Below are 23,944 nucleotides of genomic sequence, written 5' to 3'. Positions count from 1 at the left end.
AAATTTTACTGGCGACCAACTTGAAAAAAGATATTCTTCACGCCCGAAGGTGCGACCGCAACGCCGAAATACATAGGTCCCATGAAACTATTAAATCCAGCAAATAAACTGAGACTTTTGCGTGTGTTAGTAAACGAAATATCCTTGCCATGATTCCAGACGTTGCCCAACTCCAGACTGCTGCCCATAAACAAACTCTGACCCGCGAGGTCGAATTTGAGGGCGCGGTATAAATAGGTGGCGCTGGCATATAGCATAAAGTCACCCGCAAACTGGTCTGGTTGATAGGCCGAGAGCTGTTGAAATCCACCTAAGGTAGTACCTATGCCTTGTACCTCTTTGTTTGGCAAGAACAAGCCTGCCCCGTTAAATTTCAGATTGATGCTGTGGCTATTAACGCTTTGCGCCCAAGTCGTATTGAAACTAAATTCACGATATTTGTCGCCACCGCGATTCATCCCCAAAAAAAATTCGCTACCAATTTCATAACCATAACGGGGAAACGCGGCATCGCTGAGTTGATCGATAACGAACGAGGATTTGATGCCGGCTTGTTGCAGATCGAGGCGCGGTAAAGTCACCACCGTCGCACTGCCATCACCAGTGATGACTTGTAAGGCGCCTAGCTTAGGTCGTATGCGATATTGATTGGCGACCAAGCCGAAACGATATTCCCCAAGATTGCCACGTTCGCCGATTTCGCCCACCAGATCGGCGCCGGTTTTTTCGTGTTTAAAATTGTACTCAGCGATACGTGTATCGCCTTGATATAAGTTGCGCACATTGTTTTTGATATCAAAATATGGGCTCAATAAAACGCCATTTATACGTGAAAGCGGTTGCCGTAATTCTGTGCGCAGGCCCAATGAGTTACCAAACTGAATATCGTTGCGCCACTCTAAACCGCTGTCGCTTAACCAAGGACGCCTATGTCCGACTTGCAGTTGGAATCCGCCAGTTCCTTCAAAACCACTAGACAGCGCTAGGCCAAATCGTAGAAAATGCGGACCCCATTTTCTTTCATTGGCGTTGACTCGTACACCATACTTGCCGTCGCGTTGTATGAGTTCGTGACTGATACCATCGTATTCGCGAGTGATATTGAGCTTGGCGAGTTTGAGGTTGATTTCTTCTGCGCTGTAATTGATGCCTTCTGTGATATCGACTTGGCGGCGGATTTCTTCGGTGGGAATAATCCCGTTGGATGCAATATCGACAAAGCCTATTTTAATGGCAGGCAGTTCGAAGTCGGCCGCGCGTTTCAGATGAGCGGCGTATTGGGCTGGCGAGACGCTCAGCTGACTTAACTGCGGCATGATCGCTAGAGCGGCATCGTTACCAATACCGATGGCTTCGGTCGAACGGGCAAAATCCATGAAGCTGACATCGCCCAAATTGGGTTCTATCAAAATATCCTTGCCACTCAAAAGTGCTTTTTGCTGTTCGACATTCTGTTCGGTCAAAATATTAACCATTTGTTGGCTGACATTGATCAGCGAAGACAAATTCGAGCGAGGCAATAGTGGTGTGCCGATATTCACCGCGATGATGATGTCCGCACCCATTTTGCGGGCGATATCGACGGGTAAATTGCGTACCAAGCCGCCGTCAACTAAGAGTTTTCCATCCAATTCGACCGGAGAAAAAACACCCGGTGCCGCCATGCTGGCGCGTATCGCTAAATGCAAAGGGCCTTTGTCGAAGACCACCATTTTTCCGCTCTCTAAATTGGTAGCCACTGCGCGAAATGGGATTGGTAAATCGTCAAAGGCGACATCGTTTTTTAAATGCGCGGTCCAGTTATGGAACAACTCCAAAAACTGTGTTGCTTGCACGGCGCCGGTAGGCAAGCGCACCCCTTCAGTGCTCAAACCCATGGTTGCGCCCAAGGGATATTGTTTGTCTTCCTCGCGCAATGCGTGAGGTAAATAGCGGCGTTCTACCCTGTCCAAAGCAATATCGTTGAGTTTTAGTTTGATCAAACGCTCTTCAATTTCTTTCGCCGATAGGCCTGAGGCATACAAGCCTCCGACTACCGCGCCCATACTGGTGCCAGCGATACAATCAATGGGGATGCGCAAAGCTTCTAGTTGTTTGATAACGCCAATATGAGCGAAACCACGCGCACCGCCACCCGAAAGCACCAAACATATTTTTTGCGTTTTAGCTTGTTTAGCCACATTTGTTGGCGCTGCTGCTTGTATTGCGCTATCTAATGGCGAAGCGAAGGCAGCGGTGCAAACCAAGCCTGTGGATAAGGACAGCAATAATCGGTATGAAAAGCGATACAAGAAACGGTGTAATAGTAGTTTTGTCATAAAGTATCTCTATAGGCGGGTCACTGCAATGGCATTTATTAGAAACGCCCGGCGTCCACGTCCTGAATAAAGCTGATTAAGCCTTTAAAGTAATTTTCGCTGTCATCATACATAGACATATGGCTACCATTGGGGCAGGTGAGCGCGCGACCGCGTTGTACTTTCTTTGCCATCGCAGCCATATATGCTGGATCCATGGTGTCGTGTTGGCCGCCTATGGTTAAGGTCGGCACCTTTATTTGTGCCAGATCTTTGCTACGATCCCAGTTTAGTAATTTGCCACTGGCACCGAGTTCGCTTGGGCCTTGCATCGATACATAAATGCTTGGATTGACGTGTTTGAAAGAGCGATTCACTGGGTCTGGCCATTGTGCCTGCGGCATGCGCAATACGTGCTTTTCGTAATGGTGAGGAATCAATAATTCCATATAGCGTGGGTCTTCGTATTTGCCGGCAGCTTCCAGAGCTTGCGTCTCTTTTAAAACGCTTTGATCCATGGCAGGCATCAAGACTTTTTGCGCATAATCATTATAGGCAGGAATGCTATCGACCATATTTGAGATGATCAATCCTTTCAGACTTTGCTGGTATTTCAAAGCGTATTCCATGGCCAGAATGCCACCCCAAGAATGACCTAAGAGGTAAAAATTTTTCTGATCGAGCTTCAAGGCCTGTCGTACCTGTTCGACTTCTTCTACATAGCGTGGCAAGTCAATCAGGGATGGATCTTGGGGTTGATCGCTGAAGTGAGAGCCCAGCTGATCGTAGTAATAATACTCTATGCCTGCGCCAGGAAAATAGCTGTCAAAGATTTCAAAATACTCATGTGTCATGCCGGGGCCGCCGTGCAGCAATAAGACTTTGATGCTGGGATTGTTACCAGTGCGTTTGGTCCAGACTTTGAATTCCCCTTTTGGCGTGCTGATCTTGATTTGTTTGACGCCGCCTGAGAGTACATCATCGCTTCCTGTTTGATCGAAATAGTTAGCGGCTTTATTGTTTGCGTGTGGTGTCGAGCTTGCTTCGTTTTTTTGACATGCACTTAGCGTAAAAACTACAGCGCTGACTAAGGTCAGTGTACTGGCTATTTTTCTCATGTTTAGTCTCGTAAAAAATGTTTCCAATGGCGACTTGAAATTAGTGTGAATTGTTATGCTGGTTTAGAGCATGCTCTATCCTGCGGTCAGGGACCAGCCACATTAAAGCAACCAATACATAAATAACTTGTGCAAGAACAGGCACGTAAAACGCGATCGCGATGCTGATCGCATATAAGACGATAGAAAGTTTCCCCTTGAGATCGCGGCCTATGGCATTCTTGATGATGGCATTGTCGCTGGCAGCACAGATAATGGAGTATTGCAGCATCCAATAGGCTAGTGCGGACATGAATAATATGACGCCATATAAAGCCGTTGGTCCCGCTGAAAAATGATTCTCCCCCATCCAACCCGTAGCGAAAGGCACTAAGGATAACCAGAACAGCAGATGCAGATTCGCCCATAAGTTGCCAGCACTGATATGGTGCGTGGCATGCAGCATGTGGTGGTGATTGTTCCAGTAAATCCCGATGTAGACAAAGCTCAGCACATAGCTGAAAAACACCGGTATCAATGGCAGCAGAGCTTCTACGCTTTCCCCATGAGGTACTTTTAATTCTAATACCATGATGGTGATAATGATGGCGATGACACCGTCACTGAAGGCTTCTAAACGTCCTTTTCCCATATTCTTTCCCTTCTTTTCCTCAATACGCTGAATTTACTTATGATGATTTGATCTTTGTTAGACCAGTTTAGTGATTACAATATTTGATTCATTTACTAATGCTGTTCAATTTGAAGTTAAGGCCATGACCCCATCCACTATTGAGCATTCCGAACCAGTTGCACCTTCCTTCCCTGATTTCTGGATAGCTTTGCGCTTCTGGTTGAAGCTAGGCTTTATCAGTTTTGGCGGTCCTGCCGGACAAATTGCGATTATGCATCAGGAATTAGTGGAAAAACGTCGTTGGATTTCAGAACAACGTTTTTTGCATGCACTCAATTACTGCATGGTGTTACCCGGGCCAGAGGCGCAGCAATTGGCGACATATATAGGTTGGCTCTTACACGGTGTTCGAGGCGGTGTGGTGGCAGGTGTTTTATTTGTACTGCCTTCTCTGGTTATGTTGATTGCTTTGTCTTGGCTGTATATCGCTTACGGTCAAACTAGTCTAGTGGCGGGACTATTTTACGGAATTAAGCCGGCAGTAACGGCCATCGTTTTACAAGCAGCGCATCGAATTGGTGGACGTACTTTAAAGAATGCGAGCCTATGGAGCATCGCCCTGGCAGCTTTCATCGCCATCTTTGTGTTGAACTTGCCGTTTCCACTGATTATTTTTTTTGCCGCGGTATTGGGCTATTTGGGTGGACGTTTTTTGCCGCAACATTTCCGGGTGACTGGCGGGCATGCCAATCATGCCAAGCAAGTGAGCTTTGGCGCAGCCGTGATAGATGACCATACGCCAACGCCAGTGCATGCACGCTTTAGTTGGGGCGGTTTGAGTCGGGTTTTGTTGGTGGGTGTGGTGTTGTGGAGTGTGCCTATGCTGAGCCTGCTCTGGCTATTTGGCTGGCAGCATACCTTGACGCAGATGGCGTGGTTTTTTACCAAAGCGGCATTCATGACTTTTGGCGGCGCGTATGCGGTCTTGCCTTATGTGATGCAAGCGGCTGTGCATCAGTATGCTTGGCTCAGTGCTGGACAGATGATGGATGGTTTGGCTTTGGGCGAAACCACGCCGGGGCCGCTGATTATGGTGCTGGCGTTTGTGGGTTTTGTGACGGCCTACGTGCAGGCATTGTTTGGACCCGATCAGCTATTTTGGGCTGGTAGTGTGGCGGCAGTTTTGGTGACCTGGTTCACCTTCCTGCCTTCGTTTATATTTATTTTGGCGGGCGGCCCTTTGATAGAGAGCACGCATAATCAAATCAGTTTTACCGCACCTTTGAGCGCTATCACTGCTGCGGTGGTCGGCGTGATTGTCAATCTCACGCTATTTTTTGCCTACCATGTGTTGTGGCCGCAGGGATTTGCAGGAAGCGTTGATCTTTGGGCGGCGAGCATTGCCTTATTCGCGGCGATTGCTTTGATCCGGTTGAAGTGGAATATGATGTGGGTAATAGGATTGTCGGCCTTAGCGGGATTGGTGATTCGTCTATTGGCCCATTAGGTCAAACGATCAATAAGAAAAAGGCAGACTAGGAATTTTCCGAGTCTGCCTTTTTTACAACTTTATAGCGGATCTAAATTATTTAGTGCCGTTCAGCTTAATGCCAGTAACATCTGCAGTTAAATAACCCACTGCTGCACCAAAACGATCTTTGTAATTGGCACGAACTAATGGATCCAACGTGGCCTGTACTTTACCGTGCAATGAAGAAATCCAATCGCCAGGGTGTTGGAAATTGCTCATGATATAGGTCCAACCATTTAAGTCATCTACCACATGCAAACCAGTCGCTTCCGCGCCTACAGGCATGGACATTAAACGAGACAAGACTTTAGTATCGACGTTATATGCCCACAAGAAATTGTTCACATGGTAGCCGCTGTCTTCACCAATAAATAAAGTACGCAGTTTCTCAGAGAATTTCAAATTATCTGGATTGCCGATTTTGTCTGGGTTTGCCAGATTACCTAATGCATCGGCTGCAATGTCTTCACCCAACAATAAGGCTTTCGTCAGTGTTGGCACCCATTCACTGTTGATCGCTGTACCACTGGTATCTGTTTGACCACCACCTAGGTTGTGTGCCATGACACCGCCAGCTACCAAGGCTTTGTCGATAGAAATGCCGCTTTCTGCGTTCCAGCCTTTAGCATTGTCTTTAACCATGGAATCGACCATGTTTTGTAAAGCTGAGTAAGCTACTTTGTCTTTAATGTTGACCGTTGTACCTTCCATTTTGGTGAAACCCATACTGCCACCTTTCAGGTAAGCATAACGATGCGTTTCGAGGAAGGCCGCAGCTTTTTCCATGCCTGGGTTGACTTTAACCCAGTTGGCTTTGCCACTAATCCAGATTTTAGTGAAGCTTGGATCTGCTGGTACTGGCTCGGTTTTCAAAATGGTCATGATGTCAGCAGGCTTGATGGTATTAGCCATCGTTTCGATTTCTGCGCTCGTGGCAGAACCGAGCTTGATCCAAGTCAGTTTTGCGCCTGCAGCCGCTGTATCTATCGAGAAACCTGCGCCGACTTTGGCAACGTACAGAGTACCGGAAGACAGGTCTTTTTCTTTGTCTGCCACGAACAGGAATAAGCCACTGTTGGTTGCATCATCGCCCATTAACACCGTGCGGTTATCCGGCATTACTTGCACTAATTCATGCGAAATACGGCCTAAGCAATAGTGTTTTTTGATAGTGCCAGTGCCGTCTGGGTTCACTGTCACTTCCGGCAAATGGCCGTAGTGATATGGATTAGCTTTGGTTTCGTCGCCGAAGGTATTTCTACTAAATGCTTTGAACTGTGCATCAGTTGCCACGAATTGTGCATCTGGTTCGTATTCTTCAGAAGATAAATGCGTACCCCATGGTGATAAGCTAGCACCGCAGGTGATCCACAAGCCATTCGCTTTGGATGTGTCCACGTTGTGGTATTTCACCAGACTCAATTTACCTGTAGTTTGGTCTTGATCCAAAGTGAGGACAGCGATAGGTGATGGCAATTGGCCATAGGTATCGGCGAGCGCTTGGTTACGTGTTGTGTATTCAAATTGTACAACGGCAAATACCGCTTTACCTTTGATACCAGTGACTGTGGTACTTGGCAAAGACAATAATGAAGTACCGTCTGGAGAGTCTGAGAAGAATTGACGTTCTTTGCCTGCGACAGAATTGTCCATGATAGGCTTATTATTGATGTCGTAGTAACCGCCGGCCAGAACCTTGCCACCTTTACCATCGTCCACCATATCACCGGTGATGAAGAAAGATTGATAAGCGAGTTTGTATTCTTTTTCGCTCTTGTCACTCATACTAACTTTTAAAGTAGAACCTACTGTCGTCGTCGCCATCGCAGCCGGGTTGCTCAATGTGGGTGCTGCCATCGCGCCGAATACAGCAGAAACAAAAGTAGGTGCTGGCGTTTGTGGCGTCTCAGTATTATTACTGCTACCGCCACAGCCTGTCAGCATGGAAGCAATGGAGGCTGCGCCCAAAGGCAGCATAGGTGCGCCAACGAGAAATTTAAGTGCCTGGCGGCGGCCAGCATGAACTTGATTTGACATAGTTTCTATTCCAAAAAATACGGTCATTGTGGGAAAGCTTACGGATTGAGGCGAATCAGTTGCGGCAAGGCACGCGACAACGCTCGAAGCACTCAGCCCGCGGAGTATAGAAAACAAATATGACAAAATCATGAAACTGAGTACTACCTCCAAAGCGACTTATTGACATCACTATGTCATAAAAATTTGATAAAAAAAGAGCCTGCATGGAAAACCAAGCAGGCTCAAACCGGTACTACTCACTTAGTCTTGCTAAGTAAGTGGTGCTTACTCAGGTCGACTTTAGGGCGCCCCTAAAAATCCAAACTTCGTCGTGATGCGTCGTTGCGAGAAAAGTTTTATCCCTTACATATCCAATCTATGCAGCGGGCTAAAATTTTTCTCGCGCCTAGCCTGACTTAGAATTTTGAATTTTTAGAGGTGCCCTTTACCAACAAAACATTAAATCACTATGCCGCCACCTTCGCTTTCTTGCCACTGATGGCATAGAAGGCTTTCATGATCAGGCGGTAGATCAAGCGTATGAAAGTTAAGGTCAATACTGCTTCGATCAAAGTCACAATCAGCGCTAAAGCTTGGTTGTAACGATCAGCGCGGCGGCCTAATTTGGCCATCATACGGTCACGTGCAATCTCTATGCTATCGTAGAAACTTGGTACGACTAACAAAGTCAAGATGGTAGAAGTAATCGTACCGCCGATAATCGCGATAGCCAGAGGACGATAGAATTCACCGCCTTCACCTAAACCCAGAGCGACCGGGATCATGCCGGCGATCAAAGCAAAGGTTGTCATCAAGATAGGACGCAGACGAACGCGGCCAGCATGCATCAACGCGTCTTCCCGGTTCATGCCGCTTTTCTCTTCCTTACGAGCGGCGTCCAGCAAGAGAATGGCATTTTTTGCGACTAATCCCATCAACATAATGATGCCGATAAAACTCATCAGGTTGATCGTGCTGCCAGTCACCATCAAGGCGATCACGACACCAATCAAAGACAATGGCAATGACAACATCACCGCCAATGGCGCAGTGAAAGAGCCAAACTGCATTACCAAAATCAAGTACATCAAACCGATACCTGAAATCAAAGCGATCAACATTTCTGTGAACAATTCATCTTGATCTTGACCAGCACCTGCTAAGGACAAGCCATAGCCAGGTGGGTAATTAAATGACTTGGCTAAATCCATCGCTTCTTTGGTGACTTCACCGTTGGAACGACCCTGAACGTTAGCGGAGACGGTAATCGTGCGTTTGCCATTGCTGTGTTCAATGCTGGATGGACCTTTACCCATGCTGACGGTAGCGATCTGATCCAAAGGAATCATTTCATTGGTACCAGATACTGCAATCGGTAAGCGTTCAATGTTTTCCTTACTAACGCGATCGGCTGGGTGCAAGCGTACGGCCACGTCGCGAGTTTCTCCAGTTGGATCAACCCAATCGCCAACCTCGATACCTGCAAATGCGACACGTAAAGCCTGTGCTGCGTCATTGACCGAGATGCCCATAGAGTTCGCCAGACCACGGTTCATTTCTATCTTCAGCTCTTTCTTAGGATCTTGCTCAGACAAGCCAATATCCACAGCGCCAGGAACCTTACGTAGTTGTTCCATGTAGGCGTTGGTGATTTCCATCAGTTTGCGTGAATCAGGGCCAGTGAATTCGATTTGAATTGGTTTGCGTGCACCATTATTCAAATCGTCCAATACAACATATTCCGCTCCGACTAATTGTTTGATCTTTTCACGTAATTCGACAGCGATTTCTTTGGCACTACGCTTACGGGTATTTTTCTTACCGATATCGACGTAGATACGACCACCAGCAGCGTTGATATTGCTATTGGTTTCCTTCACTTCAGCAATGGTACGTGCCAGAGCTGCGGCTCTTTCCATTTTCAGCCTAGCGTACTCAACTGACGAGGACGCTGGCGTGCGCACTTCTATCATCAGGTTGCCAGAATCTGCCGCTGGCAAGAAACTAGTGCCACCAAATTTAACTTGCAATGCCAAGGCACCCACCAAGGACACCAGCGCAATTGCGCCCATCCAGCGACGGTGATGCAAAGCCCACGCAATGACGCGACCATAGCGATCTGCCTGACTATCAAACCAATCATTAAAACGTGCTAAGACTTTGCTCAAACCTTTTTTAGGCGCCGTGTGATGATCGGCTGGATCGCCCCAATACGCCGACAACATAGGATCGAGGGTGAATGAAATACCCAGACTGACCAAGACGGAACAAGTCACCGTTAAAGCAAACGGACGGAACCATTCGCCTGAAATACCTGGCATGAAAGCGACAGGAATAAACACGGCGATAATGGAAAACGTCGTCGCGGCAACTGCTAAACCGATTTCTGCGGTACCTTCCAAGGCCGCCGTGCGACGATCAGAACCATTTTGCATATGACGCACGATGTTTTCACGCACCACAATCGCATCATCAATCAAGACACCGATCGCCAATGACAAACCGAGCAAGGTCATGAAGTTCAAAGTAAAGCCACATAACCAGACCGCGATAAACGCCGCGATCACGGATGTTGGCAAACTCAACGCGGTAATTAAAGTTGAACGCCATGAATTCAAGAAAGCGTACACCACGAAAATCGTCAACACCGCGCCGAAGATAAGCGATTCAATCACGTTATTCAGGCTGTTTTGTGCATCTTTACCGCCATCGCGCGTGACTTCCAATTTGGTGCCTGGATGATCTTTCGCGAGGTCTTTATTGATTTCTTCGACCGCTTTAACGACGTTCTTTGCAACGCTGACAGTACTTGATTCGCGAGAACGTGTGACTTGTATGCCCACATTCGGTTTGCCACTGCGTATGCTTAAGCCATTGATATCGGCAAAACCGTCTTCAATTGTTGCTACTTGACCCAGGCGTACGATTTGATCACCACGACGTTTGACGACGATGTTTTGAAATTCAGCAGGGCTTTCGATGCGACCGACTAAGCGTATGCTTTCTTCTTCCAAATTGCCGCGCACTTTTCCGACCGGTGCATTGGTGTTTTGGCTACGCAATGCAGAGACGACTTCACCTGCCGATACATTGAATTCACGTAACTTTTCAGCGCGTAATAAGACTGACAATTCGCGACGCAAGGCGCCGTTGACAGTGACCGTCGCAACACCAGCGACACCGCGCAAACGGGTTGCCAGTGTATCCTCTGCCAGACGCGAGATCTCAGCGTGCGTTTGGCTGCTGGAAGATAAGGCCAGATTGAGAATCGGTTGTGTCGACGGATCAAAGCGTTGCACGATAGGCTCGCGCATTTCGGTTGGTAACTTGTAGCGCACCGAAGAAATCACATTGCGGACTTCTTCTGCCGCTTCGATCATATTCTTCTTAAAAGAGAAGCGCATTTCGAAGCCAGCATTACCTTCGTTGGAATATGAATACACTTCATCAACACCGGAGACACTTTGTAGTGACTTCTCCAAGCGATTGACGATTTCGCGCTCAACGGTGTCTGGTGAAGCGCCAGGATAAGGAATACTAACGAACAAGCCCGGAATTTCGACATCGGGATTTTGATTGACGCGCAGCTTACTCATAGCGAGTAAACCCATCGCCATCATCGCAATAATCAGGACGATGGTGGCAATTGGTCGTTTAATACTAAAGTCGGAGAGAAACATGATTAGTTCCCCATCGCGATGTTAGTGCCGCTCAAATCTTTATTTAAAGCAGTTTTGGTGTTTAAGGTAGTGGCCATTTCGACTAACTGACCTTCTTTAAAGCTAGAACTAGGATTGCGCATGATTACATCACCAGCCACTACACCGCCACGTACTTCATAGTTGCCAGTGCGGACATCACGGCTACCGAGCGCTAATTCAACTTTATTTAAACTCTTGCCCTTGACGCGCCATGCATAAGTCTTGTCACCTGATTTGACCAGTGCACCTTCGGGCAACATTAAAGCAGAGACGGTTTCTGCTTCGATATTGCCTTCTGCGTACAGACCGGAGACACGTGGCTGTTTGCTATCAGCAAAAGCGACTAATACTTCAACCTGACGTGTGACATCATTTGCGGCTGGATCAACGCGGGTGACTTTGCCGCGGAATTCTTGACCTGCATAACCATTGATGCGGAAACTCACGTTTTGGCCAGGTTTGACCATGCCGATTTTGTCCGCAGAGACGCGTCCTGCAAAGCGCATGCTATTTGGATCGATGACTTTGACTAGTTCTTTACCTGCCAGCGCTGTGTCGCCTGGAGACACTTTGCGTTCGCTGATGATGCCATCAAATGGAGCGCGTACGACGGTGCGTTGTAATTGCTGCTGGGCTGATGCCGCGCGCGCTTTTGCTGCAGACACTTCACTTTGTGCCGTATTGCGACGTACTTCAGCGTCGTCCAAGGCTTGCATAGAAGTCATGCCCGACGCACGCAAGGTTTTCAGACGTTGGAGATTGCGATCAGCCTGATCTAAGGCCAACGCAGCATTACGTGCTGAGTCGTTAGCCGAATTTAAGTTGTCACGAATTGAAGTCTCATCCAGACGCACGATCACGTCACCGCGTTTGACGGCTTCGCCATTCTCTTTCAATACTTGCAGTACGACAGTAGAGACTTCCGCACGCAAATCAGCTTTACGTTCTGGCTGAATTGAGCCGATCACTACAGGACCAGATGCCAAGGCATTACTCTGTAAGTTGAGAATGTCTTCATTAGCAATAATGAGTTTCTCAGGACCTGCATTGGCGCCATTCTTAGCTGCGGTGGCAGAAGCGCTGGCGCTGGCAGAGGCGTTGGCAGAGGCGTTGGATTTAGCATCAGGGGCTGAGTTGCTACAAGCGCTGAGCGCCGAAGCGATGGCAAGAACAAGAATGGTTTTACGTAACATGATGGGTACCTACTGAGGTAAAGGGTGGATTCGCGATGGTGAGTATTCCGCAGCAGGGTCTGTAGTTCAAGATGCAAAGTAGTCAAGCGCGGTTTTGCAGGGATGAAATGCAAAAAATCCGGTGTGAAATGAAATTGCAGTGTGACGCTCTTGGAGCGCGCTTGACTTGCTGTTTTTTGGGGCAGTAGTGAATTGACAATGTGCTTGAAGGATCTTAAGCCTATGCTGCGTGCTATCATGAGGCTAATTTACTCCTCATATTTATCCTTAGTTTTATCATCATGACAGACCAATCTACCCCTATTCAAACTCAAACAGAGCAAGCCACGATCAGCTATCGACGCGCCGTGAAACAAGATGCCGCCTACATCGCCCAAATGGTCAACAGCGCCTATCGTGGCGACTCCAGTCGCAGCGGCTGGACGACCGAAGCCGATTTGCTCACCGGCACACGCATCGATGCCGAAGAAGTCTGTAACTTATTAGAAGCTGATCACTCGGTGATCTTGTTGTGCCTGCAAAATGAACAAATCATAGGCTGCGTGCATTTAGAAAAAACACTAGACGCGGCTTATCTAGGCATGTTTGTCGTGAAACCCGGCTTACAGGGCGGCGGCATAGGCAAACAATTCATGCAAGCCGCCGAGGATTTGGTGCAAGCCGAATGGGGTGTAAAGAAAATGTGGATGACCGTGATCAGCGTACGCAAAGAGCTGATCGCCTATTACGAAAGGCGTGGCTATCAACAGAACGGCAAGGTCAAACCTTTTCCGGCGGAGGTCCCTGATGAGTTTCGTTTAGTGAAAGATTTGCAGATGGTGGAAATGGAGAAGGTGTTGGGCTGAGGCTTGTCGCGACATCTGGACAAACATAAGTAGGTGCGAATAGCGTAGCGTATTCGCACGCATGTTACCTAGTTATTCGGAGTACAAAGTTTTAGTAAGTGTTGAATTGTAGTGAAGTCGATCGGAGCTAAAATCATGGTCTTGGTGTATCCCGCATAAAGGTTTTTATGTTCCAAAAACTGGGTGCTAGCATTAGACCAACCACAAATAGCAAAGCTTCCCATTGCCGAAACGCTTCGTATTCTTCGAGAGTATGCGCATGTCCGCCTTTGCCGCAATAGACATACTTTTCACAAGGTTTGATAGGTCCATCACCAAATTTGAAAATCCCATAAGCCATTATTGCGGCAAACAATACTGACATGATAATTTGATATTTCTGCTTAAATGTCATGGACTTCGTTTTGTCATAGCATTCAATATTTGTTAGGGTTTTTTTGCTTCAATATCCCCCACCCCAACAATCCCCAACCGACTAAAAACGACACCCCCCCAATCGGTGTGATCGCGCCAAACCAACGCACACCGGTCAGTGCTAGTACATACAAACTACCGCTAAACACGACAATACCGAACAAAAAAGCGGTACCGATTTTGCTAAGTGCCGTTGTAGGTAGCAAGCGCGGCGTCAGTGCAACGATGAGTAGCATTCCCAGCGCATGTGCCATTTGATATTGCACCGCTGTGTGCCAGATAGCCAGCATGTCGGGGCTGAGTAGATTCTTGAGCGCATGCGCACCAAAGGCGCCGCAGGCGATAGCGATGAGCATATTGAGTGCGCCGCAGGCGGCAATGTGGCGTTCTTGCATAGTGAAATGAGATGAAGGTGTTGTAAGTGCGCGTATCTTAAACTGAATTAAACTAAATCCCCCACTATTGAGAAAAGTATAGTCACTCGGCTAGCTAAAAACACCAAGGGCGCAAAGAGAAAACTTTTGCGCCCTTGGATTTACTGCGGATAGTGATAGTTGGAAGCTGACGCTGATGCTACATTATGCTGCTTGTTTTGCTTTCGCCATTTTGAACTCTGCTAACAACTTCGCTTCTTTCTCTTTCGCTGCTTTGAAGTGGTGTTCTTTGACATGACCATAACCACGGATATCTTCAGGGATGCTGGCGATAGCGACCAACGTGGCTAAGTTATCTTCGTTCAATTGCGTTAACAACTGGCTGATGGTTTGTTTGTAGTCGACTGGCAGTGCGCGTTCCATGCGACGTTCTTCGGTGTAGCCGAAGATGTCGAAAGTACCGCCGCGCAAAGATTTGAAGCTGGCTAACAAACCAAATGCCTTCATCATCCAGGGACCAAATTGCTGCTTGATCAAATGACCCTTGTCATCACGCTTGGCAAATAGTGGTGGCGCCAAGTGGAAGTTGATTGCGTAGTCGCCTTCAAACATGTCAGCAATTTTCTTTTGGAATTTGCCATCGGTGTACAGGCGGGCGACTTCATACTCGTCTTTGTAGGCCATCAATTTAAACAAATACTTAGCCACAGCTTCGGTCAGACGCAATGCTTTACCATCTACCACTTTGTTTTCGGCTGCTTTAACCTGAGCGACAAAATCGCTATAAGTTTGTGCATAGGCAGCGTTTTGGTAGTCCGTCAAAAATGCCACACGCTTGGCGATCGTGTCTTCCAAACTCGGTGCCCGTTTCAACTCGATGACGGTGGCCGGTGTGGTCAAGCGTTGGACGGCGGCTAAATCATTGGCTGCGACGCGACCCCAGTTAAAGGCTTGTTTGTTGAAGTCAATTTGCACGCCATTTAATTCTATCGCGCGCATCAGTGCCGCTTCAGACAAAGGCACCCAGCCTTTTTGCCATGAATAACCGAGCATGAACATATTGGCGGCGATACTGTCACCCATCAATGCCGTGGCGATAGTGGTTGCGTCCACCATATCGACTCTGTCGTTGCCGCAGGCTTTACGGATTTCTGCTTCAGCGGAACCCGCCGGGAATTGCCAGTTTGGATTTTTGATGAAGGTCGCAGTCGGACTGCTGCTGGCATTGATCGCGCCTTGGGTACGGCCTTCGCCCATACGAGACACGGCATCTTTGCCTGCGGTGACGATCAAATCGCAACCGATAACCAAATCCGCCATACCGGTACCAACACGTGTTGATTGTATGTCTTCAGCCTTGTCTGCTAAACGCACGTGCGACATCACCGCGCCGCCTTTTTGCGCTAAGCCTGTCATGTCGAGCACCGAGCAGGATTTACCTTGCAAATGCGCAGCCATGGCCATGATTTGACCAATGGTGATGACGCCAGTACCGCCGACGCCGGTGACGATGACGCCGTATGGTGTTGTCGTACCTGGCAATTTTGGCGCGGGTAAGCTCGTCACGTCAAAAGCACCGCCTGCTTCGATTTTCGCCTTGGCAGGCTTCTTCAATTTACCGCCTTCAACCGTGACAAAGCTCGGGCAGAAACCATTCACGCAGGAATAATCCTTATTGCATGAAGACTGGTTGATCTGACGTTTGCGACCAAATTCGGTTTCTAAAGGTTCTACTGATAAACAGTTAGATTGCACACTGCAATCACCGCAGCCTTCGCAGACCGCTTCGTTGATAACCGCACGTTTGGCAGGGTCAGGGAAACCTGGTTTGCCGTCTTTGCCGATTTTTTTCCGGCGGCGACGTTTTTCTGAGGCACAGGTTTGATCGTAGATCATGGCTGAAACGCCTTTGCATTCGCGCAATTCACGTTGCACCGCATCGAGTTCACTGCGATGGCGTACGGTCACGCCCCCGGCCCATGGATAGCCAGCTGGATATTTTTCAGGTTCGTCGGTGACTACGATAATCGGTGTCACACCTTCGGCTGCGATTTGGCGTGAAATCATGCCCGGATCAAGTGGGCCATCAAATTCCTGGCCGCCCGTCATGGCGACGGCGTCGTTAAACAGAATCTTGTAAGTCATATTCACGTGACCAGAGACGGCAGCGCGAATCGCTAACAAACCAGAGTGATAGTAAGTACCATCACCCAGATTGGAGAACACATGTTGTTCAGTGGTGAACGGTGCGGCACCGACCCAGGTCACGCCCTCACCGCCCATGTGGGTGAAGGTGGTTGATTCTCTATCCATCCAGGTCACCATGTAGTGACAACCGATACCCGCTAGGGCGCGGCTGCCTTCGGGTACTTTGGTAGAGGTATTGTGCGGACAGCCTGAACAGAAATGCGGAATACGATCTTTGTTCGCATCGGGTTTTGAGACTGAATTGAGTGCGGCTTCTTTCGCTTCTAAATAAGCGACACGTTCTTTAACTTGTTGCTCAACCGGATGTCCGGCGAAATAGCGGCTGATACGGGACGCAATCGCACGGGCGATTTGGGCTGGGCTCAGTTCGTAAGTCGCGGGTAATAGCCATTCACCATGACCGCTGCCTTTGATGTTGGTCCATTCACCGGTGTCGTCGAATTTACCTACTACGCGTGGGCGGACTTTTTCTTCCCAGTGATATAGCTCTTCTTTTAAGGCGTATTCGAGGATCTGACGTTTTTCTTCTACGACCAATATCTCTTCCAGACCGGTCGCAAATTCACGTACGCCATCTGATTCCAAAGGCCAAGTCATGCCTATTTTGTACAGGCGGATGCCGATGTCTTTCGCAACTTGCTCATCAATGCCAAGATCTGCTAAGGCCTGGCGTGTATCCAGATAGGATTTGCCGGCGGTGATAATGCCGATTTTGGCTGCCGGGCTATCCCAGATGATTTGATTGAGTTTATTGGCACGCGCATAGGCTAAAGCGGCGTACCATTTGTAGTTATTCATGCGCGTTTCTTGCGCTAGTACTGGATCGGGTGTGCGGATATGCACGCCGTCAGCAGGTAATGTGAAGTCTGAAGGTATAACAGGCTTTACGCGATCAGGATCGATGTCCACCACGCAGCCCGATTCTACGATATCGGTAACGCATTTCATAGAAACCCACAGGCCCGTGTAACGCGACATGGCGATACCGTGTAGGCCGTAGTCTAAATATTCTTGTACCGTTGCTGGATATAAAACAGGAATACCGCAGGCTTTTAAAATATGCTCACTTTGATGCGCGGCTGTGGAGGATTTGGCTGCATGATCGTCACCCGCGATGACCAAGACACCACCGTGAGGCGAAGTGCCTGCCAGATTCGCATGTTTGAATACGTCGCCGCAACGATCCACTCCAGGACCTTTGCCGTACCAGACGCCGAATACCCCATCGTATTTTGCGCCGGGGAATAAATTGACTTGTTGCGTGCCCCAAACCGATGTTGCTGCTAAGTCTTCGTTCACGCCGGGGTGAAAAGTGACATGGTACTTAGCCAGATGTTTCTTCGCTTTGGCCGCTGTGGTATCGACTGCGCCCAGTGGTGAACCGCGATAGCCAGTCAGGAAACCAGCGGTATTTAAACCCGCTTTTTCATCCGCTTGACGTTGCAACATGGTCAGACGTATCAGGGCCTGAGTGCCGGTCATAAAGGCGCGGCCACGTTCTAGTGTGTATTTATCGTCTAGGGAAATATTGGTATTAATTGATGCGCTACCACTTGCTTCAACTAATGAATTTTGCTCTGCCTTATTGCTTGGTGAGTTCATGCTGCCTCCGTATTTATTTTAATTGGCTTAGGTTTGCCTGAGACATTCGTCGATTGATATCAACTTGTGATTGCATCATACGCCGAATGCTTAAAAAACGAGCATAGGATCTCTCAACGAGACCTACACTTTGCAAGGGCAGCACAGTAACACGGGGCATAATGCCTCCCCATGCACAGTCATCTTCAAAAAGACCGGTACAGTATGGCTGACAATTATCTGAAGTGTACTGGTTTGAATGTCAATATAGGAGCGAACCGAATATGGTTGGATGTCGATATGCAAGCTAATTCTATTTTTATAAAAAGCCTCGTATTTGGAAAGAATTAGTGAGCGCACCGTATTAGCTTGCCGCTTGAATAAATCGGTTTGACTCCTTCAGACTGCTGCTATCGAAGAATACCTATTGTTTTCCAACGATCTCAATATGCTGCAATGGTTTTTTAGCACTGCCTCCGGAGCATGATCGCGCTATAATCTGAGCATGAAACTGAAATTTACCAAGATGCATGGCGCAGGCAATGATTTTATTGTCATAGACGCTATCAACCAACACATAGCCTTCAGTCCAGAGCAATGGCGCACCTTAGCGGATCGTCGCTTTGGCATTGGCGCTGATCAAATCTTAGTGGTCGAAGCGGCACCTGCTGCGGATATAGACTTCCGTTATCGTATCTTTAATGCCGATGGTGGTGAAGTCGAGCAATGTGGCAATGGTTCGCGTGCTTTTGTCCGTTTTGTGATCGATAAGGGACTGACAAATAAGACGAAAATTCGCGTGCAGACCATGTCTGGCGTGATTGAGCCTGAAGTAGGTGTAGATGGGCGGATTACGGTGAACATGGGTGTGCCAGATTTTGCCCCTTCAGCTTCGGCGTTTCAGACGCAAGATTTAAGTTCGCATCAAGAAGCTGCTGCGACCATTTGGGCTTTACCTTTGGTCGCCTCTTCCGCGCAAATTACTTGTGTATCTATGGGTAATCCACATGCCGTGCAAATCGTAAGCGATGTAGAAGAATATCCAGTATCAATAGAAGGCCCGCAAATTGAATTGCATCCGCGTTTTGAAAAGCGAGTCAATGCTGGCTTTATGCAAGTTAATGACGCTCATCATGTGCAATTGCGCGTCTATGAGCGTGGTGCAGGCGAGACATTGGCTTGCGGTACTGGCGCTTGTGCGGCAGCAGTCGCCGGCATACGTCGCGGGGTATTGCAATCCCCGGTAGAGGTCAAAATGCAGGGTGGCGATTTGCAAATAGCCTGGGCTGGCGAAGCTCAGCCGGTGTTTCTTAGTGGCCCCGCTGTGAGCGTGTTTGAAGGCGAAATTGATATTTAGGATGCTGCTTTAAGAATTTACTTTGAGCGTGGACATTTGCTACGCACTTTGCTTAACAACCTATACCGAATTTGAAAATAGTAAAAAAATGAATACCAACGATATCGCAGATTATTTAGTTCAGCACCCGCATTTTTTCGAAGAACACGCCGAATTGCTGGCGAAGATTAAGCTCACTAGCCCAGTCATGGGACGTTCCATTTCGCTGCAAGAACGTCAAATGGAAATCGTTCGTGAAAAGCTCAAGGTATTGGAGTTGCGTTTATCCGATTTGATGCGCGTAGCACAGGAAAACGATGCCATCAGCGATAAGTTTCAAGCATGGACCCGTGGTTTGCTGTTGGCACGCAATGACGTTGATTTGCCTTACATTTTGACGAAAAGTCTACAAGATGTATTCAACTTGCCGCATGCGACTTTGCGTTTATGGGGCGTGACGGAAGACGTACAGCACACTTGGTTCGCTGTGCCTGCCAGTGAAGATGTGCAATTATTCGCCAAAGGTTTGAGCAAGCCGTATTGTGGTCAGAACCATGATTTTGAAGCCGCCGCCTGGTTAGAATCGGATGATGCCATAACCTCAGTGGCGATGCTGCCGCTGCGTTTGGCTGAGGATGACGTAACTTTTGGCCTTTTGATCTTAGGCTCGCCTGATGCCAGTCGTTTCACCAAAGAGATGGCGACAGACTTTTTGACAAAAATTGCTGATACCGCGAGCGCTGCTCTAAGTTGTATGATCGATTGTTGAGTCTATGAGCACGCAGGACAATGCCAACCAGATTCGTAGTTATCTGGACGTGCTGCGTGTACAGCGTCAATTGTCTCCCCACACCCTGAGCAGTTATGCCTTAGATTTGGCCGAATTAGCTGATTTTGCTCAAGCGCGCACTCTGTCTAGCCTGAGTTATTTCGATATCCGTCGGCTCACCTCGCAACTCCATTCCAAACAATTAAATCCGCGTAGTATCGCCCGCAAGTTATCGAGCTGGCGTGGCTTTTATAGTTGGCTGGCGGAACAAATTGAGATGCCCGCTAATCCGGTAGAAGGCGTGAAAGCACCTAAAAAAGCTAAAACTTTGCCGAAAGCCTTGGGCGCCGATGATGCCGTGCATCTGGTGGCACATCATGGTAGTGACCAACCGACAGCTTTGGCTAACCGTGCGATGTTTGAACTTCTGTATTCCAGTGGCTTGCGGGTTTCTGAACTGGTTGCGCTTGATGTGCGTGATTTCAGTGACGGCAATTACACCAGTTTGGCTTGGGTTGATAGCAGTCAGGCCGAAGTGCATGTGACTGGTAAGGGGAATAAGCAAAGAATCGTGCCAGTTGGAAAACCTGCCTTAGCCGCTTTGCAAGACTGGTTGGCGGTACGCGGTAGTTTGGTCAAATTAGAATTACGTGCTTTGTTTCTCAACGAACGCGGTGCTCGTATGTCAGTGCGCTCTGTACAATTACGTCTCAAGGCGCACGCGCAGACTATGGGCATTCCCAGCGATGTGCATCCGCATGTATTGCGCCACTCGTTCGCGACGCATGTTTTGCAATCTTCAGGTGATCTGCGTGCAGTACAAGAAATGTTGGGGCATAGCTCGATTGCCGCAACTCAAGTGTATACCGCGCTGGATTTTCAGCATTTGGCCAAGGTATATGACGCCACGCATCCGCGCGCAAAAAAATAGTTACTTCCAACATAGCCTGTTTTTGCAACTCAATTGCATTTTGCGGCATAATGTCGCTTTCTTTGCTTGAACAGTGTGATGAAAAATCAGTCGGACAATTTACCGTCAATCCAATCTATGCAGCACAAGCAGCACGAACAGCACGAGCAAATCAAATCTGAAGCCCAACAGAATCGTTCCTCTTTTGCCATAGCAGAGCATAAGCTACGTGCTGCGCAAGTGCGTGTTACGCAGGCTCGTCTGGATGTTCTAAGTGTATTGCTGAAGCAGCATCGCGCGATGTCGCATACCGAGATGCAGGACGCCTTACCAGCCATGGATAGAGTGACCTTGTATCGTGCACTTGATTGTCTTGCAGATGCTGGTCTGGCCCATAAAATTACGGGTGATGACAGGGTATTCCGATTTAGTACAGGGAGTGAGTTGAACGTGTCAGCTGAAACCAGCCAACATATCAATCCGATACAACATCAACATGGGCATTTTAAATGTACTCGCTGTAGCAAGGTTTTTTGCTTGGAACAGCCAGCCGCCAGCCATACCCTCAGTGATCAATTGCAGGCAACTTTAGATTCGACAGCGCTTAAAGGTTTTCAAAGTCACGACATTGAGGTCACCATCAAAGGCTGGTGTGATCGCTGCAATGACGCTTAGTTTCATTTATAACGATCGATTTTACGACAGAACATCATGGCTTTAATCCCTACTACGATATTGACAGGCTTTCTCGGCGCTGGCAAAACCACACTCCTGAATCGTGTTTTGCAGGAACAGCACGGTTATAAAATTGCGGTGATCGAAAATGAATTCGGTCAGGAAAATATAGATAACGAGATCTTGGTGCAAGACAGTAATGAGCAAATCATTGAGATGAACAATGGTTGTATTTGCTGTACCGTGCGCGGTGACTTGATCGTGGCACTAAATACGCTGATGCAAAGAAAGAATACTGGGGAATTGCAGTTCGATCGAGTCATTATTGAAACGACAGGCTTAGCTAATCCGGGGCCCGTGGCGCAGACCTTTTTTGTCGATGAGGAAGTTGGTTTGCACTACATGCTGGATGCTGTCGTGACGGTGGTCGATGCCAAACATGGCATGGCGCAGCTTGATGAGCACGAAGAGGCACAGCGTCAGGTGGGATTTGCTGACAAGATTTTGATTTCAAAAGCCGACTTAGTCAGTTCTGAAGAGCTAGCGGCATTGAAACGGCGCCTGGTAAGTATTAATCCACGAGCACCTATTTGCCCTGTCGATTTTGGTAAGGTCGCTATCGGAGAAGTATTGGATCTGAAGGGTTTTAATTTGAATGCCAAGTTAGAGATCGATCCAGATTTTTTGGTGACTGAAGAACACCAACCTATCCATCAGCATGAAGATTGCGACGAACATTGTCAGCATGAATACCATCACCACGAACACGTAGATCACCATCATGCCCATCATAGTGACGACATTGCGGCTTTTGTATATAAGTCAATTCGTCCTTTTAACACCGAAAAATTGGATTATTTCTTGGGCGGATTGGTTCAAGTTTATGGCCCGCGCATGCTGCGTTATAAGGGAGTGTTGTATATGGAACACTCCGATCGTAAAGTCATTTTCCAAGGAGTGCACCAGATTATGGGCACCGACATAGGAGGAAAATGGGCAGAAAATGAAATTAAAGAAAGCAAGATGGTATTTATTGGTAAAAATTTACCAAAAGAGATTTTTATTCAAGGTTTAGAGCAATGTATGGTATAAACTAGCGCCCTATTGAATTGCATCACATGATATTTTTGTGGCAATTGAATAATGGGCGCCTCTAGTAATTCGAAATTCTTTCCGTAACGACGTACCGCGACGAAGTTTGGATTATTAGAAGTGCACTAGATTTGAATGCGGAACAAGCACGCTATATACTTGTCCTTGAGGGGAAGTGTGGGGATGACATTCCAATAAGAAGAGTGTTCAAACATACTTGCGTATATCAACCTGTTGTATCGAAAGTAATCGAAGTGGCAACTAAATCATCTAAATCAACTGCACCAGCTAGTGCACCTGCAGCTCTCCTCACCGAAGAAGAAATTGTGAAGATGGGTGAGAAGGACTACATGAATGACGCGCAATTGGCGTTTTTCAAAGCCCGTCTGCAACAACTTGAAAAAGATTTGTTGAAGAACGCCGACGAAACGACCGAGCATTTGCGCGAAACGGTATTAGTACCAGACCCGGCAGACCGCGCTACGATAGAAGAAGAGCATTCTTTGGAATTGCGTACGCGGGATCGTGAACGTAAATTGTTGCGCAAAGTACAGCAATCTATCGCTTCGATTGATGCTGGCGAATATGGCTGGTGCGAAGAAACCGGCGAACCAATTGGCGTTCCACGTTTGATGGCACGACCAACAGCGACGCTCTCTCTTGAAGCGCAGCAACGTCGTGAATTGAAGCAAAAATTGTACGGAGATTAATTCTCCTTCGATTTGGCTAAAGTAGATCAATGCGCAGGGAGCTCACTGCGCATTTTTTATTGCTGAGTGATGCAACTTTGTTGCAAAATCTTGGTCTCAATAAAGTTATCTGAAATTAGTGATTTGTGATTCGAAACCTTATGCGAGTGGAGTCTTTGAATAATAGACGCTTGAAAGGCATGGTCTTGTTATGGGCTATGTTGTTGGTGCTATTGTCTGCACAGTGGCTAGGGTTTGCCCATCGTATGTCGCATATCAGTACCGTCACAGGCGACGTACTGTCGCTGGCATCGGACGGCAACCATTACGTCGGCATACAAAAATTATCGAATACGGCCGAAAACAGTTTACATTCATGTCTATTGGTCGACGCAGCCAGTATCACCGATTGCCTACAGCATAGTTTTAGCTTAACTGTACCGCAGGTTCTAGCCAACGAATCTGCTTATCGCTCACTTCAAATAACCTGGCTCGCCTCATTGCGTCTGCCATTCTTGTCACGTGCTCCCCCTACCCTGAAATTGATCTAATTCATTCCTAATGCTCGCTCTGATTGAA

General features: G+C 47.8%; 18 protein-coding genes. 9 read left to right on the top strand and 9 right to left on the bottom strand.

Annotated elements, in window-relative coordinates; translation table 11 throughout:
* Nucleotides 1-5 precede the first annotated feature (5 nt).
* From ACO0KZ_RS04020 to ACO0KZ_RS04010, 3 genes are read right to left on the bottom strand one after another with little or no spacing between them, the layout of a single operon-like run.
* Nucleotides 6-2,318, bottom strand: coding sequence for a patatin-like phospholipase family protein (locus ACO0KZ_RS04020; RefSeq protein ID WP_422992990.1), 2,313 nt, complete (start codon nucleotides 2,316-2,318; stop codon nucleotides 6-8).
* A 38-nt stretch (nucleotides 2,319-2,356) separates the two neighbouring features.
* On the bottom strand, nucleotides 2,357-3,415 hold the full coding sequence (locus ACO0KZ_RS04015) for a proline iminopeptidase-family hydrolase (RefSeq protein WP_422992988.1): 1,059 nt from the start codon (nucleotides 3,413-3,415) through the stop codon (nucleotides 2,357-2,359).
* A gap of 40 nt (nucleotides 3,416-3,455) precedes the next feature.
* Nucleotides 3,456-4,046: a TMEM175 family protein gene (locus ACO0KZ_RS04010; protein ID WP_422992986.1), complete on the bottom strand. Its 591-nt coding sequence runs from the start codon at nucleotides 4,044-4,046 to the stop codon at nucleotides 3,456-3,458.
* A gap of 124 nt (nucleotides 4,047-4,170) precedes the next feature.
* On the opposite strand from ACO0KZ_RS04010, the gene chrA reads away from it, so the two are divergent.
* A complete protein-coding gene (chrA, locus tag ACO0KZ_RS04005; RefSeq protein WP_422992984.1) occupies nucleotides 4,171-5,535 on the top strand; it encodes a chromate efflux transporter in 1,365 nt (454 codons plus the stop codon).
* 78 nt (nucleotides 5,536-5,613) lie between these two features.
* On the opposite strand, the gene ACO0KZ_RS04000 is transcribed toward chrA, so the two are convergent.
* From ACO0KZ_RS04000 to ACO0KZ_RS03990, 3 genes are all read right to left on the bottom strand, one after another.
* The gene (locus tag ACO0KZ_RS04000) at nucleotides 5,614-7,596 is read right to left on the bottom strand and encodes a PhoX family protein (RefSeq protein WP_422992982.1); all 1,983 of its coding nucleotides are present in this window, start codon (nucleotides 7,594-7,596) and stop codon (nucleotides 5,614-5,616) included.
* Nucleotides 7,597-8,045: 449 nt separating this feature from the next.
* Entirely contained in the window at nucleotides 8,046-11,258 is a 3,213-nt protein-coding gene (locus tag ACO0KZ_RS03995; RefSeq protein ID WP_422992980.1) for an efflux RND transporter permease subunit, read from the bottom strand.
* A gap of 2 nt (nucleotides 11,259-11,260) precedes the next feature.
* Nucleotides 11,261-12,472, bottom strand: a complete 1,212-nt coding sequence (locus tag ACO0KZ_RS03990; RefSeq protein ID WP_422992978.1) for an efflux RND transporter periplasmic adaptor subunit — start codon at nucleotides 12,470-12,472, stop codon at nucleotides 11,261-11,263.
* A 281-nt stretch (nucleotides 12,473-12,753) separates the two neighbouring features.
* On the opposite strand from ACO0KZ_RS03990, the gene ACO0KZ_RS03985 reads away from it, so the two are divergent.
* On the top strand, nucleotides 12,754-13,317 hold the full coding sequence (locus ACO0KZ_RS03985; protein WP_422992976.1) for a GNAT family N-acetyltransferase: 564 nt from the start codon (nucleotides 12,754-12,756) through the stop codon (nucleotides 13,315-13,317).
* 133 nt (nucleotides 13,318-13,450) lie between these two features.
* Here the strand turns inward: ACO0KZ_RS03985 and ACO0KZ_RS03980 are convergent, their stop codons facing one another.
* The 3 genes from ACO0KZ_RS03980 to ACO0KZ_RS03970 form a co-directional block, all read right to left on the bottom strand.
* Nucleotides 13,451-13,711, bottom strand: coding sequence for a hypothetical protein (locus ACO0KZ_RS03980; RefSeq protein WP_422992974.1), 261 nt, complete (start codon nucleotides 13,709-13,711; stop codon nucleotides 13,451-13,453).
* Nucleotides 13,712-13,733: 22 nt separating this feature from the next.
* Nucleotides 13,734-14,126: a DUF423 domain-containing protein gene (locus tag ACO0KZ_RS03975; protein WP_422992972.1), complete on the bottom strand. Its 393-nt coding sequence runs from the start codon at nucleotides 14,124-14,126 to the stop codon at nucleotides 13,734-13,736.
* 183 nt (nucleotides 14,127-14,309) lie between these two features.
* Complete coding sequence (locus ACO0KZ_RS03970; RefSeq protein ID WP_422992970.1) at nucleotides 14,310-17,915, bottom strand: indolepyruvate ferredoxin oxidoreductase family protein; 3,606 nt, start codon at nucleotides 17,913-17,915, stop codon at nucleotides 14,310-14,312.
* 484 nt (nucleotides 17,916-18,399) lie between these two features.
* Here ACO0KZ_RS03970 and dapF point away from each other — a divergent pair, with 484 nt between their 5' ends.
* From dapF to ACO0KZ_RS03935, 7 genes are all read left to right on the top strand, one after another.
* Nucleotides 18,400-19,251: a diaminopimelate epimerase gene (gene dapF / locus ACO0KZ_RS03965; RefSeq protein WP_422992968.1), complete on the top strand. Its 852-nt coding sequence runs from the start codon at nucleotides 18,400-18,402 to the stop codon at nucleotides 19,249-19,251.
* An 88-nt stretch (nucleotides 19,252-19,339) separates the two neighbouring features.
* Complete coding sequence (locus ACO0KZ_RS03960) at nucleotides 19,340-19,999, top strand: DUF484 family protein (protein ID WP_422992966.1); 660 nt, start codon at nucleotides 19,340-19,342, stop codon at nucleotides 19,997-19,999.
* A gap of 4 nt (nucleotides 20,000-20,003) precedes the next feature.
* Complete coding sequence (gene xerC, locus ACO0KZ_RS03955) at nucleotides 20,004-20,930, top strand: tyrosine recombinase XerC (RefSeq protein ID WP_422992964.1); 927 nt, start codon at nucleotides 20,004-20,006, stop codon at nucleotides 20,928-20,930.
* A gap of 78 nt (nucleotides 20,931-21,008) precedes the next feature.
* A complete protein-coding gene (locus tag ACO0KZ_RS03950; RefSeq protein ID WP_422992962.1) occupies nucleotides 21,009-21,584 on the top strand; it encodes a Fur family transcriptional regulator in 576 nt (191 codons plus the stop codon).
* 36 nt (nucleotides 21,585-21,620) lie between these two features.
* Nucleotides 21,621-22,676, top strand: coding sequence for a CobW family GTP-binding protein (locus ACO0KZ_RS03945; RefSeq protein WP_422992960.1), 1,056 nt, complete (start codon nucleotides 21,621-21,623; stop codon nucleotides 22,674-22,676).
* A 254-nt stretch (nucleotides 22,677-22,930) separates the two neighbouring features.
* Nucleotides 22,931-23,386 carry an RNA polymerase-binding protein DksA gene (dksA, locus tag ACO0KZ_RS03940; RefSeq protein WP_314858634.1) on the top strand — a complete coding sequence of 152 codons (456 nt, stop codon included), beginning with the start codon at nucleotides 22,931-22,933 and terminating at the stop codon, nucleotides 23,384-23,386.
* A gap of 155 nt (nucleotides 23,387-23,541) precedes the next feature.
* Nucleotides 23,542-23,916 (top strand): hypothetical protein, encoded by a 375-nt coding sequence (locus tag ACO0KZ_RS03935; RefSeq protein WP_422992958.1) that lies wholly within the window; start codon nucleotides 23,542-23,544, stop codon nucleotides 23,914-23,916.
* The last annotated feature ends 28 nt before the right edge of the window (nucleotides 23,917-23,944 follow it).

This window comes from Undibacterium sp. Di24W (genome assembly GCF_049340325.1).
In the GTDB taxonomy this organism is placed as follows: Bacteria; Pseudomonadota; Gammaproteobacteria; order Burkholderiales; family Burkholderiaceae_D; genus Undibacterium.
Note: the sequence above shows the minus strand (reverse complement) of the source record. Positions and strands in the feature narration are given on the sequence as shown.

What these genes read in the sequence shown, in the direction of transcription:
- ACO0KZ_RS04020 (WP_422992990.1), bottom strand. Translation starts at nt 2,318, where the DNA reads ATGACAAAACTACTATTACACCGTTTCTTGTATCGCTTTTCATACCGA.
- ACO0KZ_RS04015 (WP_422992988.1), bottom strand. Translation starts at nt 3,415, where the DNA reads ATGAGAAAAATAGCCAGTACACTGACCTTAGTCAGCGCTGTAGTTTTT.
- ACO0KZ_RS04010 (WP_422992986.1), bottom strand. Translation starts at nt 4,046, where the DNA reads ATGGGAAAAGGACGTTTAGAAGCCTTCAGTGACGGTGTCATCGCCATC.
- chrA (WP_422992984.1), top strand. Translation starts at nt 4,171, where the DNA reads ATGACCCCATCCACTATTGAGCATTCCGAACCAGTTGCACCTTCCTTC.
- ACO0KZ_RS04000 (WP_422992982.1), bottom strand. Translation starts at nt 7,596, where the DNA reads ATGTCAAATCAAGTTCATGCTGGCCGCCGCCAGGCACTTAAATTTCTC.
- ACO0KZ_RS03995 (WP_422992980.1), bottom strand. Translation starts at nt 11,258, where the DNA reads ATGTTTCTCTCCGACTTTAGTATTAAACGACCAATTGCCACCATCGTC.
- ACO0KZ_RS03990 (WP_422992978.1), bottom strand. Translation starts at nt 12,472, where the DNA reads ATGTTACGTAAAACCATTCTTGTTCTTGCCATCGCTTCGGCGCTCAGC.
- ACO0KZ_RS03985 (WP_422992976.1), top strand. Translation starts at nt 12,754, where the DNA reads ATGACAGACCAATCTACCCCTATTCAAACTCAAACAGAGCAAGCCACG.
- ACO0KZ_RS03980 (WP_422992974.1), bottom strand. Translation starts at nt 13,711, where the DNA reads ATGACATTTAAGCAGAAATATCAAATTATCATGTCAGTATTGTTTGCC.
- ACO0KZ_RS03975 (WP_422992972.1), bottom strand. Translation starts at nt 14,126, where the DNA reads ATGCAAGAACGCCACATTGCCGCCTGCGGCGCACTCAATATGCTCATC.
- ACO0KZ_RS03970 (WP_422992970.1), bottom strand. Translation starts at nt 17,915, where the DNA reads ATGAACTCACCAAGCAATAAGGCAGAGCAAAATTCATTAGTTGAAGCA.
- dapF (WP_422992968.1), top strand. Translation starts at nt 18,400, where the DNA reads ATGAAACTGAAATTTACCAAGATGCATGGCGCAGGCAATGATTTTATT.
- ACO0KZ_RS03960 (WP_422992966.1), top strand. Translation starts at nt 19,340, where the DNA reads ATGAATACCAACGATATCGCAGATTATTTAGTTCAGCACCCGCATTTT.
- xerC (WP_422992964.1), top strand. Translation starts at nt 20,004, where the DNA reads ATGAGCACGCAGGACAATGCCAACCAGATTCGTAGTTATCTGGACGTG.
- ACO0KZ_RS03950 (WP_422992962.1), top strand. Translation starts at nt 21,009, where the DNA reads ATGAAAAATCAGTCGGACAATTTACCGTCAATCCAATCTATGCAGCAC.
- ACO0KZ_RS03945 (WP_422992960.1), top strand. Translation starts at nt 21,621, where the DNA reads ATGGCTTTAATCCCTACTACGATATTGACAGGCTTTCTCGGCGCTGGC.